Raw genomic sequence first — 14121 nt, 5'->3', positions numbered from 1 at the left:
GCGACGCGACCTGCTAGACGTCGGCGTCGGGAAGTTCGGGCAACGATGCCGCCTGCAGGTCACGCGCTTCGTCCGGCCACATGATGGGAATGCCATCGCGAATCGGATAGGCGAGCTTGTCTGGCTGGCAGATCAGCTCCTGCGCCTTCTTGTCGTAATCAAGAGGGCGCTTGCAGATCGGGCAAACAAGGATGTCAAGCAGGCGGGGATCCACGAAGTCTCTCCAGAATTCTTTGAGTAAGCGAGGTTTCCAGCGCGGCCGTGACCGGCACGACCCACAGCCGGGCATCGCCATTGAGTGCAGTATTGCCCCTGCATTTTACTGCATCCTTTTCAGTGATCAGGATAATCTCCTCCGGGCGCCCCTCGAACGGATTGCGCTCGAATGCATAGTGATCCGGCAGCGGCAGCGCCTGGAATTGCAGGCCGATCGCCGCCAGCATGTCGAAGAAACGTGCCGGATTGCCGATACCTGCCGAGGCCAGCACCTGTCGTCCGGCGCACAGCAGCGCCAGCGGCATGCGGCGCTGTGGATCGGCCAGTTGCCAGGCATTGCCGGGTTCCAGCGACATCCGCCAAGCCTGGCCCGCGACGCCCGGTGCCGTGGCCGCGCCATTGATCACCGTGAAGTCGCGCATGCGCCCGGCGGGCTCACGCAGGGGGCCCGCCGGCAGCAGCCAGCCGTTGCCGGTGCCGCGGGTGTCGAATACAGCGATCTCGACCTGGCGCGGCAAGCGGTAGTGCTGCAAGCCATCGTCGGAAACAATGACGTCGATGCCAGGGTGCCGTTGCAGCAACAGGCGCGCGGCCGCCACGCGGTCGCGCCCCACCACCACCGGACAGCCCGTGCGCGAAGCGATCAGAACGGGTTCGTCCCCGGCCTGCCCGGCAGCAGAATCCGGCAATACTTCCTCGACGCTGCCGCTGCCGCCGTAACCGCGCGAGATGATGCCAGGATGGTGACCGGCCGCCGCGAGTGCGCGTGCGAGCCAGATCACGAAAGGCGTCTTTCCGGTTCCGCCGACGAAAACATTGCCGACCACGATGACCGGCACCGGCAAGGAACGCGAGCGCAGCATGCCACTGCCGTAAAGCCACCGGCGGCACGCAACGATCGCGCGAAAAAGCAAGCTGACCGGCAGCAGCAGCCAGGCGAGCGGGCCGCGCGACAGCCAGAAGGCAGGCAGCGCATTCACGATGTTTTCACTCCGGGTCAGGGCAGGTCAGGTTGGCCGTGAAGAAAACGGCCTGGGACGCCTGCCCGCGATGGATCATTTCCTGGTGCTGGCCTGCGCCGCAAAAGTCACCTGCGCAAGTCCGGCCTGGCGCGCCGCCTCCAGCACATTGATCACGGTCTGGTGAGCCGCCAGGGCGTCGGCGTTGATGATGACCACGGTTTTCCCCTCGTTCGGGGCCGGGCCAGCTGCCTGCTTCAGGGAATCCGCCAGCGCGCCGACGTCGCGGTAGGCGACCGGTACGTTGTTGATTGCATATCGCCCCTGGGCATCGATCACCACATTGATTTCGTGCGGACGCTCCACCGCCTTCTCGGCATCGGCCGTCGGCAGCGTGATCTGCAAGGCGGTGAACTTGCTGTAGGTGGTCGTGATCATCAGGAAAATCAGGATCACCAGCAGCACGTCGATGAATGGGATCAGGTTGATCTCGGGATCTTCACGGTGCGAGCCACGGCGGAAATTCATGCTTACCGGCCCTTCAGCGACGCGCGCCGTGGACAATGTCGACGAACTTCACTGCCTGCTGCTCCATGTCGACGATGAAACTGTCTATCAGGGCACGGAAGTGGCGGTAGAAAACCAGCGCCGGCATCGCGATCGCAAGGCCGAAACCCGTGTTGTAAAGCGCAACCGAGATCCCGTGTGCGAGTTGCGTGTGGTCAGTGCCGCTGGCATTGGACGCGCCGAACAGTTCGATCATGCCGACGATGGTGCCGAACAGTCCCATCAGCGGTGCCAGGCTGGCGATGGTGCCAATGGTAGTGAGGAAACGTTCCAGTTCATGGGCAGCGCCACGGCCCGCCTCCTCTATCGATTCCTTCATCACTTCGCGCGGCGCATCGACATTGCGCAACCCGGCGGCGAGCACGCGGCCAAGCGGGGAATTCTGCTCCAGCCCGGAAACGACTTCCGGCGTCACACGGCCGCCCTGGTACACGCGCACCACTTCCTGCAACAGTGTCGGCGGCAGGATACGCCCGCGCCGCAGATACAATATGCGCTCGACGATCAGCGCAAGGGCAACGACAGAAGCCACCAACAGAAACCAGATCGGCCAGCCTGCAGCCTGGATAATTGCAAACAAACGGATGCTCCTCGTTAAAAAGCGGGGCAAAGCGGGATGCAGAATGGTACGTGCTGGCCCGGCGGCGGGCAAGCGTGGCCGGGTACCCAATCAAAATTATGGGCAAAATGTTGGTAATCACTGACTCTTTCCGCAAGCCGCGATTACTCTGGGGCAATGGTCAATCCGACCACCGATCATCGCCAACAGGTGCTGTGCAAAACCCACAGGTTCTGTGGATAACTTTGTGAACAAGTCGGCGGGGAACCCTGAAGTCCCTTGATTCATAAGGATTTTTTCACACCGCCCAAGCAGCAGGCAATCTCAATTCTTCTTTTAAATCAAACACTTATCAGGGAATACTTCAAGTTGTTTTGTTAGAGATGGGAAACCAGTAATTTCCCTCTTTCTGTGGATAGATATCCGATGGGCACAACATGAACGATCTGGAAAGTCAAGCATCGCCCGCCTCCGGGCCGCCGGTGCTGACTGTTTCGGCGCTGAACCAGGCTGTATCGAAATTGCTTGAGCGCAATTTCCCATTGTCGTGGGTTGCTGGCGAAATCTCGAACTTCACGCGCGCCGCATCCGGCCACTGGTACTTCACGCTCAAGGACGCACAGGCGCAGGTGCGCTCGGTCATGTTCAAGAGCCGCGCGCAATACGCCGATTTCATGCCGCGCGAAGGGGACAAGGTCGAAGTGCGCGCGCTGGTAACGCTGTACGCGCCGCGCGGCGAATACCAGTTGAGCGTCGAATCGATCCGTCGGGCTGGCCTGGGCAACCTGTATGAAGCCTTCCTGCGCCTGAAACAGGCGCTGGCGGCGGAGGGGCTGTTCGACCCGGCGCGCAAGCGTCCCCTGCCCGCCTTTGTGCGCACCATAGGCATCGTCACCAGCACCCAGGCAGCCGCATTGCGCGACGTGCTGACCGCCCTGCGCCGGCGCGCTCCCCATGTGGCGGTCGTGATTTATCCGACACCCGTGCAAGGAGATGGCGCTGCCATACGCATTGCCGACGCGATCCGGACCGCCTCCGCGCGCGCCGAGTGCGACGTCCTGCTCGTCTGCCGGGGTGGCGGCAGCATCGAGGATCTGTGGTCGTTCAACGAAGAAATCGTGGCGCGGGCGATCGCCTCGTGCTCGATGCCGGTCATCAGCGGGGTCGGCCATGAAACCGACTTCACGATTGCCGACTTCACTGCCGACCTGCGCGCGCCGACGCCGACGGCGGCGGCAGAACTGGCGACCCGGCCGCGCAGCGAATGGCAGCAGGCGATAGAAGCCGGCGCGCGCGAGCTTGCCAACGCGATGCGCAGGCGCTTGCGCGACCAGGTGCAGACGCTGGACTGGCTGACGCGCCGCTTGCAGAGTCCGGCGGCGGCAGTTGGCCATGAACGCGTAAAGCTGCGCGCCCTCGAAGTGCGCCTGCAGCATGCCGTGCGCGCTCCGCTGTCGCGCTCCCGCTTCGCGCTGCTGCAGCTGCTCGGCCGGCTGGGCGCCTGCCTGCCCGATGTAGCGGCCCGCCGGCGCGATATCGGCGAATCAGCACGGCGGCTGTCGTCCTGCATGGAGTCGCAGCAGGGGCTGCGCCGACAGCACCTGGCTGCGCTCGCCGCGCAGCTCGAACTGCTCAATCCGCAACGCACCCTCGAACGCGGCTATGCGATCGTGACCGACCGCAAAGGGCACATCGTGCGCACGCCGGCGGCCTTGAAACCACGCCAGTTCCTGCAGCTGCGCCTGGCCGAAGGAAGCGCCGAGATCAGCATCGCGACCGTCCAGCAGACGCTTGAATGAGCGGCACTTTGATGCCGATCCTGCAAGCGAAGCGCAACCGACTTACAATGCTCCGTTCATAAAATATCTCCCTAGAACAACCACCAAAGGAACGCACCATGGAACACACCCTGCCGCCCCTGCCGTACGCAATGGACGCACTGCAACCGCATATCTCCCAGGAAACGCTGGAATATCACTATGGCAAGCATCACCAGGCCTATGTGACCAACCTGAACAACCTGATCAAGGGCACCGAGTTCGAAAACGCATCGCTGGAAGACATCATCAAGAAGTCATCGGGCGGCGTGTTCAATAACTCCGCTCAAGTCTGGAACCACACGTTCTACTGGAATTCCATGAAGCCCAACGGCGGCGGCGCGCCGACCGGCAAGATCGCCGATGCGATCAACGCAAAATGGGGTTCGTTCGACAAGTTCAAGGAAGAATTCACCAAGTCCTGCGTCGGCAATTTCGGTTCCGGCTGGACCTGGCTGGTGAAGAAAGCCGACGGCTCGGTCGACATCGTCAACACCTCGAATGCCGCCACCCCGCTCACCGGCGCCGACCAGCCACTGCTGACCTGCGACGTCTGGGAGCATGCCTACTACGTCGACTACCGCAATGCGCGTCCAAAGTACGTTGAGCACTTCTGGAACCTGGTGAACTGGGATTTCGCGAACAAGAACCTGGGTTGATCCTTCTCGGCCCCACTGGCGCTGAAGCAGAAGCGTCATTGAGGGCAATGCAAGCGATGCAAAAAAACACCCCGTGAGGAGAGATTCCCACGGGGTGTTTTTGCTTCTGGCGTAGTCAGGCGGGGATCAATCTTGCGGATCTGGAATCGGGCCATGTCTGATCTATCCGGATTCCGGGCAAGCAGACAACACCCAGCGCTGCGCAGCGGCCGCCGTCCGCGTCAGCGAGCCGACCGACTCTCCCTGATCTTCGCGTCGATTTCCCGCAAAGTTGCGGCTGCGGTCGCCTGCAACGGACCGCCAAGCGACACTGCCCTGGCGGCGACCGGGCGAGCTTCATCGAGTTGACCGAGTTCCGCCAGCACCGACGCCAGGTTGTTGAGCGCCGCGACGCTGTCCGGATGATCCTCTGCCGCCCGGCGGAAAGCCGCGAGCGCGGCCTGCCTGTCCTCGGCGCGATACGCCGTGTTGCCAGCGCCAAGCTGCAGGCTCAGGTTGCGCGGCCAGCGCTGCAGCGCAGCCGCATAGGCCGTGGCAGCCGATTTGGGGGCAGCGCTTTTCTCGAATGCGACCAGTGCGTCGACCAGTCCGGCCTCGCCCACGGTGCGCGGCATGCGGCCCGGCGGCAGCGCCACCATGGCCCAGTGGCCGCCGCGGCCCCATGTGTGCTCGAAGGTAGAAAGCGGCATTGCAAGCCGGCGCGTGGTGCCGGAGCGCAGCACGATCTCCTGCTCCGCGAGGTCGTAACCGATTACCACTGCGTAATGCCAGACCGGGTAGATCGGCAGGCTCAGGTTCTGCAGCACGACCACCGGATTGCCGGCCGCCACTTCGTCGAGCAAGTCACGAAGCTGCGGGGCAAGGGTCACCGCCAAAGCGCCGTTGCGACGCGCCGCCGCCAGCATCTCGGGCGCCAGGCTGCCCTGCCGGGCCGGTACATAGACCTGCGATACCAGCGCGTCCGGTGTGGCGGGAATGGCTGCCGAATGCAGCACGGTCGCCAGCGCCGCCGGGCCGCATTGATAGTCTTCCTGCGCGAAAAACGGCGTGTCCTTCAGCTCGACACGGGCAGGCAATCCGGCAACCGGCGCGGACAACAGGGTCCGGGTCTGGGTCGCGCAGCCGGCCAGCAGCAACGCCAGCAGCGCCAGCGCTCCCAGCAGTGGCCATCGCCGCCGGCACTTCATGTTGCTGACGTCCGCCAGCTCGGCCCGCTTGATCTGCAAGTTGTCGCCCAGCCGAGCCGATCAGCGATGGCCGCGTGTGAACGGATAGACTTTGGTCAAGCCGAGCAGATCGGTCACGAGCAGCAGCACGAAGATGAACACCAGCGCGCCCACCAGGCCGTCGCCGCCGGCTGGCAGGCTGTCCATGCGCTCGGCCATCATGGCGGCTTCCGAATCGGTCAGCGCGGCCACGCGCGCCTGGGCATCTGCCGGGGCAACGCCCATCTTTTCCAGTTGCGACAGCACTTCAGGCCGGTTCAGTTCGCTGACAATGCGATCGCGGCTCTGCTGCGCCGCTACCGCCGCATGGGCTTGGTCGGTGCCGACCATGGCAGCCTGCACGGACTGAGTGAAGCCGGTGAATGTCACGATGACCAGGGTGATGGTGACGAACAGTCGTTTCAATATGCTTGGCATGGAATCAAATCCTCTTTTCTCGTTATTGGCGGCCAGATGGCATGGCCAGATTTACCCCGCTTCGTTCCGGCGTGGGGGCAAGCGCACGGCGTCAGGTTACCTGTCTCCGCGGTTACAGGTGTTACCATTTGTCAATATCCGTGTCAGCCCACCATTGCCTGCTTATCTTCCGATCCGGCGCCCTGGACGGCGACAGCTTGCTGCGCGCCCCAGCCGGCCGATGCGATCCAGTGCAAAATGGGAGGCATGGGCACTACTCGGGACGCCGTACAAACGCGCCAGGAAAACCGATGAAACCAAAACACTTACTGCTCGCCACCCTGCTGGCGTCATCTGCCCTGGCACACGCTGCCAACGAAAACATCACCGTCTACAAAGATCCGGACTGCGGCTGCTGTACCGCATGGATCGACCACCTGCGCCAGAACGGCTACAAGGTCAAGGCAGTCGACACAGGCGACCTTGCTGCCATCAAGAAAAAATATGCGGTGCCCGCGAAGTTCGAGAGCTGCCACACGGCAGTGGTCGACAAGTCAGGGCAAATCATTGAAGGCCACGTGCCGGCCACCGCGGTGCGCAAGTTGATCGACCAGCCCAAGGTCAAAGGGCTGGCTGTGCCTGGCATGCCGGTCAATTCACCGGGCATGGGGAAAATGGACGGCACCCTGGTCACCGTCGACTTCTCCGGCAAGGCGTTTTCGCGGGACTGATCCGGCACTTCCCGTTGCTGCAGGGCGGGTTGGCCAGGTGCCACCCGCCTGCTCCCTGGCCGCCGCAGATGAGCGCGCCACTGCGTCACCTCTCCCCCGACATCCACTCGCCCAGCATATCTGAAAATATTGCCCGATCGGTAAAAAGCGGTTAGGCTTGAACATTCGTTCAGTGATAATGAACATCTGTTCAGACCATGCGCAACCCGACTCATTCCGACACCGTCCACGCCGCAGTCCACGTTGCCCGCTTGTATTACTACGAGCGCATGACAACCGCTGCCATTGCAGAAGAAATGGGCACCTCGCGCGCGACCGTGTCCCGGCTGCTGACTTATGCATCCGAAAATGGCCTGGTCGAAATCCGCGTGCACGATCCGCAAGCCCATCCGCAATCGGTCGAGAGCCGGCTGCTGAAGAAATTCAAGCTCAAGCGCGCACTGGTGGTGCCGGTTCCCGCCGGCATTCCCGATAGCGACGTCCTGCAGCGTGTCGCCCGCCAGGCTGCCGCGCACCTGAACACCTTGATGGCCTCCGGCACCGTGCTTGGGATCGCCTGGGGCAAGACAGTCGAAGCGATCGCCGGCCAGCTGAGTCCGCGCCAGCTTGCCAACATCGAGGTGGTCCAGCTCAACGGCTCCGGCACGGGCGAAGGCATGGTGAATGCTTTCGGTGAATCGCTGGTGATGCGTTTTGCGCAAAACTATGGCGGCCGCGCCCACAGCTTCCCGGTACCGGCATTCTTCGATTACGCCCAGACGCGGGAAGCGCTATGGCGCGAACGCAGCGTGCAACACCTGCGCCGCCTGCAGGACCGCGCTGAGGTCCTGCTGTTCTCGATCGGCGCGGCGGAAACCGGCAGCCTCGTGCATACCGGCGGCTACCTGAGCGCAGCGGACACCCGTCGCCTGCAGGCCGACGGCATGGCAGGCGACATCGCCACCGTATTCTTCCGCGAAGACGGCAGCTGGCAAGGCATGGACATGAATGCGCGCAGCAGCGGGCCGGAACTGGATCGCTTCCAGCGCGCGCCGCACTCGATGTGCGTGGTGGCCGGGCAGGGCAAGCTGCGCGGCCTGCGCGCCGCATTGCGCGGCAAGCTGATCAACGAACTGGTGATCGATGAACCTAGTGCCAGCGCACTGCTGGATGAACCCGACGAGACCATGCCCGCCGCCAGCAAGAAGAAAGTCCGTACCCGATGAACATGCCGCCATTTGACCTGTTGATTGTCGGCGGCGGCATCAATGGCGCCGGCATCGCGCGCGACGCCGCAGGTCGCGGCCTGCGAGTGGGGCTGTGCGAGGCGAACGATTTCGCCGGCGCCACCTCATCGGCCAGCACCAAGCTGATCCATGGCGGCTTGCGCTACCTGGAATATTACGAATTCAGGCTGGTGGCGGAGGCGCTGGCCGAGCGCGAGAACCTGCTGGCCATCGCGCCGCACATTGCGTGGCCGCTGCGCTTCGTGATGCCGCACGTCAGGGAATTGCGGCCCCGCTGGATGATCCGGACCGGCCTCTGGCTGTACGACCGGCTTGGCGGGCGAAACTCCTTGCCGAAATCGGCATCCGTAAAGCTTTCCGGTACCCGATGGGGGGCCGGTCTCTCGCCGCAACTCCACGACGGCTTTGTCTATTCCGACGCCTGGGTCGACGATGCCCGCCTGGTGATACTCAATTTGCGCAGCGCACAGCAGCACGGGGCGGAGATATTTGCCCGCACCCGGCTGCTGGATGCCCGCCGCAGCGACGGACTCTGGCATTGCACGGTGGCCGATGCAAGCGGCGCCACTCGCATCCTCACCAGCCGTACGCTGGTGAATGCCGCCGGTCCCTGGGTCGGCCAGGTCGAACAACTTGCACACAGCAGCCGCAACAGGCAGGGCTCGGCCGTCAGGCTGGTGCGCGGCAGCCATATCGTGGTGCCCCGCCTGTACGACGGCGAGCATGCATACATATTGCAGAATGATGACCGCCGCATCGTGTTCATGATCCCCTACGAAGGCGAGTTCACGCTGATCGGCACCACCGATGTCGCGCAGGAAAACATGGATCATGGCGTGCAGGTCGCGCCGCATGAGGAAGCCTATCTGCTGCGCGCGGTGAACCGCTATCTGGCGCGGCCGGTCGACGCCGGGCAAATCGCCTGGCGCTACGCTGGCGTGCGTCCGCTGTTCGACGACGAATCGGACAACCCGTCCGCCATCACCCGCGATTACACGCTCGCCCTGGATGAAGGTAGCGGACTGCCGCTACTGTCGATCTATGGCGGCAAGATCACCACTTACCGGCGACTGGCGGAGGCGAGCTTGAGCAAGCTGGCGCAATGGATTCCTGGTGCGGCGGATCCATGGACCGCGACGGAGCCGCTTCCCGGCGGAGAATTCCCGCCAACCGAGCGCGCGGTTCAACTGCGGCGCTTGCAGCAACGCTATCCGGGCCTGCCGGCCCAGTGGCTGGCGACGCTCTTTGCGCGGCATGGCCTGCTGGCGCACGCGATCCTGGATGACGCCCGCTCATTTTCCGACCTGGGACGGGATTTCGGCGGCGGACTGAGCGAGCGCGAGGTGACGCACCTGGTAAAACATGAATGGGCTGCCAGTGCCGACGACGTGCTATGGCGGCGCACCAAATGCGGGCTGCACATGCAGCCCGCGGAACGCGCAGCATTCGCGGACTGGTTCGACCACGCACACGCCGGCCGCGCGATGACCACAACCGAATCCGGAGAAACCTGATGGCAGACATCACACTTGCAGGCATCACGAAAAGCTGGGGCACATCCAAGGCAGTCAAGGGGATCGATTTCACGGTTCGATCCGGCAGCTTCACCGTGCTGCTGGGGCCATCCGGCTGCGGCAAGTCCACCACCTTGCGCCTGATTGCCGGCCTTGACACCCCGAGCACGGGCACCATCACGATCGGCGGGCGCGACGTCACCGGCCTGCCGCCATCCGAGCGCAAAATCGCAATGGTATTCCAGTCGTATGCGCTGTTTCCGCACCTGACGGTGGGCGAGAACATCCTGTTCGGCCTGCGCGTGCGGCGCGAACCGGAGAAAGATTTCGCTGCGCGGCTGAAACGCGTCGCCGACATGCTGGGACTGGGCCCGTATCTCGACCGCCGCCCAAGCCAGCTCTCCGGCGGCCAGCAGCAACGGGTTGCGCTGGGACGCGCGATCATCGCCGAGACCGACGTCTGCCTGATGGATGAACCGCTGTCGAACCTGGACGCGCAACTGCGGCAGGAGATGCGGCGCGAAATCCGCGCGCTCCAGCAGCAACTCGGCATCACCATGGTCTATGTGACGCACGACCAGACCGAGGCCATGAGCATGGCAGACCAGGTAATCCTGCTGCGCGACGGCCTGATCGAACAGGACGCGCCGCCAGCCACGCTGTACGCGCAACCGACATCGGTATTCGGAGGGCGCTTCATCGGCACGCCGCCGATGAACATCCTGCCGCTGGCACCGGCCGCATGCGGCCTGTCGATAGCAGGCAGCGGCGGGCCGGCAATCGTGCCCGGCCAGGAGCGGCGGCTGTTACTGGGCCTTCGTCCCGAACATATCCGTCTGGTCGATCGCGGCTGTCACGCTACTGTCACCACCGTCGAGTATTTTGGCGCAGACACCATCGTCGGCGCCGCAATCGGTAATGCGTCGCTGCTGGTACGCGTGCCCGGACAAGTTGTGCTTGAGCCGGGCAGCAAGGTGCAACTGGGATGGGACACCACCCATCAATATTTTTTTGACGCAGAAAACGGCTTGCGCTGCTCGCCCGACCTGGCAAGGGAGGCAGCGACCGTTTAAAAATAGGAATACATCATGCGCAGGAAGTTCATCACGACAGTAGCTGGCCTGGCCGCCGGTGCAGCAATCGGCATCTCGCCCGCGTTGGCTGCCAATCCGGTCGAAATCTCGTTTTACTATCCGGTCGCAGTGGGCGGTCCGGTGACCCAGACCATCGACGCGATGGTGGCGGAGTTCGAGAAGGCGAATCCGGACGTGAAGATCAAGGCCGTCTATGCCGGCACCTACCAGGAGAGCCTGGTCAAGGCGCTGACCGCATCCAAGAGCGGCACCCCGCCGACGCTGGCGGTGCTGCTGTCGACCGACCTGTTCACGCTGATCGACGAAGGCGCGATCGTGCCTTTCGACACCGTCGCCAACACGCCCGCCGACAAGGCCTGGATCGGCGGTTTCTACAAGAGCTTCATGCAAAACAGCCAGACCGGCGGCAAGACCTATGGCATTCCGTTCCAGCGCTCGACCATCGTCATGTACTGGAACAAGAATGCGTTCAAGGAAGCCGGCCTGAATCCCGACAAGGCGCCCGCCAACTGGAATGAACTGGTCGATACTGCGAAAAAGCTGACCAAGGCCGATGCCAGTGGCAACGTCACGCAATGGGGCGTCAAGATTCCGTCGACCGGCTTCGCGTACTGGATGTTCCAGGGCCTGACCACGCCCAACGACACCATCCTGATGAACGCAGCCGGCACCGAAACCTGGTTCGACAAGCCGGGCGCAGTGCAGGCGCTGCAATACTGGGTCGACCTGGGACACAAGCACAAGGTGATGCCCAAGGGCGTGATCGAATGGGGCACCACGCCCAAGGATTTCCTGGAACAGAAAGCTGCCATCGTCTGGACCACCACCGGCAACCTGACCAACATCCGCACCAACGCCAAGTTCCCGTTTGGCGTGGCGATGCTGCCGGCAGCCAAGCACCCGGGCAGCCCGACCGGCGGCGGCAATTTCTACATGTTCAACAAATCCACGCCTGAACAACAGAAGGCCGCGATGAAGTTCATCAAGTGGACCACCGAACCGGCGCGCAATGCACGCTGGAGCATCGCCACCGGTTATGTTGCAACCCGCCCGGATGCGTGGGAAACGCCGGAAATGAAGAAATACCTGCAAGACGTTCCGGCGGCAGGCGTGGCGCGCGACCAGTTGCAATACAGCGTCGCCGAGCTGTCAACGCATGACAACCAGCGCGTGACCAAGGCCTTGAACGACAACTTGCAGGCTGCGCTGTCTGGGACGAAAACACCGGAAGTGGCGCTGAAGGATGCGCAACGCGAGTCGGTGCGCATCCTGCGCGCGGCGGGTCGCTGATCCTGTAGATGGTGTCCGCTGGCGAGTCGTTGGCGGATCGCTGTCCCTGTGTTCACCCTCCCCTTGCCGGAGAAGGTGAACACGGGCGTGACATAGAGTTCGTGGACCCGATCCCGATCCCGACCCTCCCCTTGATGCGCGAGATCGGGATGGACGCAGATTGAATATGACCAAGCGCAACGCCCCTTTTCCCGTCACCCCCTGGCTGCTGCTGTTGCCGGCCATGCTGTTGCTGGTCGCCTTTACCCACTATCCGGCTGTCGCCACCATCTGGGACAGTTTCTTTTCCACGCCGAAGGCGAACCGGCCGTCGGCATTCGTCGGCGCAGAAAATTACGTCCTGCTGATGAACGATCCGGTGTTCTGGCAGGCATTGAAGAACAACCTGCTCTACGCGCTGGTCACCATACCGGTCGCCATCGGGTTGTCGATCGCGATGGCATTGTGGGTCAACGACAAGCTGCCCGGGCGCGGCGTGTTGCGGCTGGCCTACTTCACCCCGACCGTGCTGCCGATGATTGCCGTGGCAAACATCTGGCTGTTTTTCTATACGCCGCAATATGGCCTGCTGGAGCAGGTCACGCAGTCGATCGGCCTGCCATCGCAGAACTGGCTCGGCAATCCCGATACCGCGCTGTGGGCGGTGATGGTGGTGGCGATATGGAAGGAAGCCGGCTTCTTCATGATTTTCTACCTGGCCGCGCTACAAGGAATTTCGCCGACACTGGCCGAGGCCGCGAGCCTCGAGGGCGCATCGCGCTGGCAATATTTCTGGCGCGTCCAGTTCCCGTTGCTGATGCCGACAACGCTGTTCGTGCTGATCAACGCGCTGATCAATTCGTTCCGCCTGGTCGACCATATCATGGTGATGACCAGGGGCGGACCGGACAATGCCAGCTCCCTGCTGCTGTACTACATTTACGAGATCGGCTTCGGCTACTGGGATTCCTCGTATGCGGCGGCGCTGACCGTGGTGCTGCTGGGGGTGCTGGCGCTGGTCGCCATCGTCAAATTCCGATTCCTCGACCGCAGGACACACTACCAATGAACACCGTTTGGGACACGCGGAACCGCTGGCTGGAGACCACATCCGCATGGGTACTGGGCCTGTTGTGGATGCTGCCGCTGGCCTATGCGTTCTGGACCGCATTTCATCCCGCGGAATTCGCCACCCGCTTCTCGCTCGACGCGCCGCTGACGCTGAAAAATTTCGAGAACGCCTGGTCAGCCGCGCCCTTTGCCCGCTACTTCCTCAACACGACGATACTGGTAGCGATGATCCTCGCCGCGCAATTGGCGCTGGCCACGACCGCCGCCTACGCCTTCGCCCGATACACCTTCCGTGGCAGCGACCTGATGTTCGTGCTGGTGCTGATGCAGCTGATGGTCATGCCCGACATGCTGATCATCGAAAACTACAGCACCATGAACAAGCTGGGCCTGCGCGACACCATCCTGGCAATCGGCCTGCCCTATTTCGCATCCGCCTTTGGCATCTTCCTGCTGCGCCAGACCTTCAAGTCCGTGCCGCGCGAACTCGACGAAGCCGCGCGCATGGAAGGCGCCAGCGCGCTGCAGGTTCTGTGGAAAGTCTACATACCTCTGGCCAAGCCGGTCTACCTGGCCTACGGCCTGGTGTCGGTCAGCACCCACTGGAACAATTTCCTTTGGCCGCTGATCGTTACCAACTCGGTGGAAACCCGGCCGCTGACGGTGGGCCTGCAAGTGTTCTCGTCCACCGACCAGGGCGTGGACTGGTCTATCATCACCGCAGCCACCCTGATGACGTCGGCGCCGCTGCTGATTGCGTTCTTGCTGTTCCAGCGGCAATTCGTACAGTCGTTCATGCGCGCCGGCATACGCTAGG

The 14121-nt window shown here is 63.0% G+C and carries 15 protein-coding genes; 9 read left to right on the top strand and 6 right to left on the bottom strand.

Annotated features, from left to right (window positions below; translation table 11 throughout):
• Positions 1–13: 13 nt before the first annotated feature.
• The 4 genes from FVE66_RS01125 to FVE66_RS01110 form a co-directional block, all read right to left on the bottom strand.
• On the bottom strand, positions 14–214 hold the full coding sequence (locus tag FVE66_RS01125) for a Trm112 family protein (RefSeq protein ID WP_151445552.1): 201 nt from the start codon (positions 212–214) through the stop codon (positions 14–16).
• Positions 195–1196, bottom strand: coding sequence for a tetraacyldisaccharide 4'-kinase (gene lpxK, locus FVE66_RS01120; RefSeq protein ID WP_241672956.1), 1002 nt, complete (start codon positions 1194–1196; stop codon positions 195–197). The genes FVE66_RS01125 and lpxK overlap by 20 nt, the downstream gene beginning before the upstream one ends.
• 75 nt (positions 1197–1271) lie before the next feature.
• Positions 1272–1703 carry an ExbD/TolR family protein gene (locus FVE66_RS01115; RefSeq protein WP_151445550.1) on the bottom strand — a complete coding sequence of 144 codons (432 nt, stop codon included), beginning with the start codon at positions 1701–1703 and terminating at the stop codon, positions 1272–1274.
• Between the two features lie 13 nt (positions 1704–1716).
• On the bottom strand, positions 1717–2322 hold the full coding sequence (locus FVE66_RS01110) for a MotA/TolQ/ExbB proton channel family protein (protein ID WP_151445549.1): 606 nt from the start codon (positions 2320–2322) through the stop codon (positions 1717–1719).
• 416 nt (positions 2323–2738) lie between these two features.
• On the opposite strand from FVE66_RS01110, the gene xseA reads away from it, so the two are divergent.
• Together xseA and sodB are read left to right on the top strand one after the other, a co-directional pair.
• Positions 2739–4100, top strand: coding sequence for an exodeoxyribonuclease VII large subunit (gene xseA, locus FVE66_RS01105; RefSeq protein ID WP_151445548.1), 1362 nt, complete (start codon positions 2739–2741; stop codon positions 4098–4100).
• Positions 4101–4198: 98 nt separating this feature from the next.
• Positions 4199–4777, top strand: coding sequence for a superoxide dismutase [Fe] (sodB, locus tag FVE66_RS01100; protein ID WP_151445547.1), 579 nt, complete (start codon positions 4199–4201; stop codon positions 4775–4777).
• A 221-nt stretch (positions 4778–4998) separates the two neighbouring features.
• Here sodB and FVE66_RS01095 read toward each other — a convergent pair whose 3' ends face one another.
• Positions 4999–6003 (bottom strand): PA2778 family cysteine peptidase, encoded by a 1005-nt coding sequence (locus tag FVE66_RS01095; protein WP_206668698.1) that lies wholly within the window; start codon positions 6001–6003, stop codon positions 4999–5001.
• Between the two features lie 21 nt (positions 6004–6024).
• Positions 6025–6420, bottom strand: a complete 396-nt coding sequence (locus FVE66_RS01090; protein WP_151445546.1) for a PA2779 family protein — start codon at positions 6418–6420, stop codon at positions 6025–6027.
• A 290-nt stretch (positions 6421–6710) separates the two neighbouring features.
• Here FVE66_RS01090 and FVE66_RS01085 point away from each other — a divergent pair, with 290 nt between their 5' ends.
• The 7 genes from FVE66_RS01085 (at position 6711) to FVE66_RS01055 (ending at position 14120) form a co-directional block, all read left to right on the top strand.
• Entirely contained in the window at positions 6711–7130 is a 420-nt protein-coding gene (locus FVE66_RS01085) for a DUF411 domain-containing protein (RefSeq protein WP_151445545.1), read from the top strand.
• Positions 7131–7327: 197 nt separating this feature from the next.
• Entirely contained in the window at positions 7328–8335 is a 1008-nt protein-coding gene (locus FVE66_RS01080) for a sugar-binding transcriptional regulator (RefSeq protein WP_151445544.1), read from the top strand.
• Positions 8332–9870, top strand: coding sequence for a glycerol-3-phosphate dehydrogenase (glpD, locus tag FVE66_RS01075; RefSeq protein ID WP_151445543.1), 1539 nt, complete (start codon positions 8332–8334; stop codon positions 9868–9870). The genes FVE66_RS01080 and glpD overlap by 4 nt, the downstream gene beginning before the upstream one ends.
• Positions 9870–10943 carry an ABC transporter ATP-binding protein gene (locus tag FVE66_RS01070; protein WP_151445542.1) on the top strand — a complete coding sequence of 358 codons (1074 nt, stop codon included), beginning with the start codon at positions 9870–9872 and terminating at the stop codon, positions 10941–10943. The genes glpD and FVE66_RS01070 overlap by 1 nt, the downstream gene beginning before the upstream one ends.
• A gap of 15 nt (positions 10944–10958) precedes the next feature.
• A complete protein-coding gene (locus FVE66_RS01065) occupies positions 10959–12254 on the top strand; it encodes an ABC transporter substrate-binding protein (RefSeq protein ID WP_151445541.1) in 1296 nt (431 codons plus the stop codon).
• 166 nt (positions 12255–12420) lie between these two features.
• On the top strand, positions 12421–13302 hold the full coding sequence (locus FVE66_RS01060; protein WP_151445540.1) for a carbohydrate ABC transporter permease: 882 nt from the start codon (positions 12421–12423) through the stop codon (positions 13300–13302).
• The gene (locus FVE66_RS01055) at positions 13299–14120 is read left to right on the top strand and encodes a carbohydrate ABC transporter permease (RefSeq protein ID WP_151445539.1); all 822 of its coding nucleotides are present in this window, start codon (positions 13299–13301) and stop codon (positions 14118–14120) included. Before FVE66_RS01060 ends, FVE66_RS01055 begins: the two co-directional genes overlap by 4 nt.
• Position 14121 lies beyond the last annotated feature (1 nt).

The sequence above is a fragment of the Lacisediminimonas profundi genome (assembly GCF_008831265.1).
Lineage (GTDB): Bacteria > Pseudomonadota > Gammaproteobacteria > Burkholderiales > Burkholderiaceae_D > Lacisediminimonas > Lacisediminimonas profundi.
The sequence above is the reverse complement of the archived record's forward strand: the minus strand, read 5'-3'. Positions and strand labels throughout refer to the sequence as shown.

What these genes read in the sequence shown, in the direction of transcription:
- FVE66_RS01115 (WP_151445550.1), bottom strand. Translation starts at nt 1,703, where the DNA reads ATGAATTTCCGCCGTGGCTCGCACCGTGAAGATCCCGAGATCAACCTG.
- xseA (WP_151445548.1), top strand. Translation starts at nt 2,739, where the DNA reads ATGAACGATCTGGAAAGTCAAGCATCGCCCGCCTCCGGGCCGCCGGTG.
- sodB (WP_151445547.1), top strand. Translation starts at nt 4,199, where the DNA reads ATGGAACACACCCTGCCGCCCCTGCCGTACGCAATGGACGCACTGCAA.
- FVE66_RS01090 (WP_151445546.1), bottom strand. Translation starts at nt 6,420, where the DNA reads ATGCCAAGCATATTGAAACGACTGTTCGTCACCATCACCCTGGTCATC.
- FVE66_RS01085 (WP_151445545.1), top strand. Translation starts at nt 6,711, where the DNA reads ATGAAACCAAAACACTTACTGCTCGCCACCCTGCTGGCGTCATCTGCC.
- FVE66_RS01080 (WP_151445544.1), top strand. Translation starts at nt 7,328, where the DNA reads ATGCGCAACCCGACTCATTCCGACACCGTCCACGCCGCAGTCCACGTT.
- glpD (WP_151445543.1), top strand. Translation starts at nt 8,332, where the DNA reads ATGAACATGCCGCCATTTGACCTGTTGATTGTCGGCGGCGGCATCAAT.
- FVE66_RS01070 (WP_151445542.1), top strand. Translation starts at nt 9,870, where the DNA reads ATGGCAGACATCACACTTGCAGGCATCACGAAAAGCTGGGGCACATCC.
- FVE66_RS01065 (WP_151445541.1), top strand. Translation starts at nt 10,959, where the DNA reads ATGCGCAGGAAGTTCATCACGACAGTAGCTGGCCTGGCCGCCGGTGCA.
- FVE66_RS01060 (WP_151445540.1), top strand. Translation starts at nt 12,421, where the DNA reads ATGACCAAGCGCAACGCCCCTTTTCCCGTCACCCCCTGGCTGCTGCTG.
- FVE66_RS01055 (WP_151445539.1), top strand. Translation starts at nt 13,299, where the DNA reads ATGAACACCGTTTGGGACACGCGGAACCGCTGGCTGGAGACCACATCC.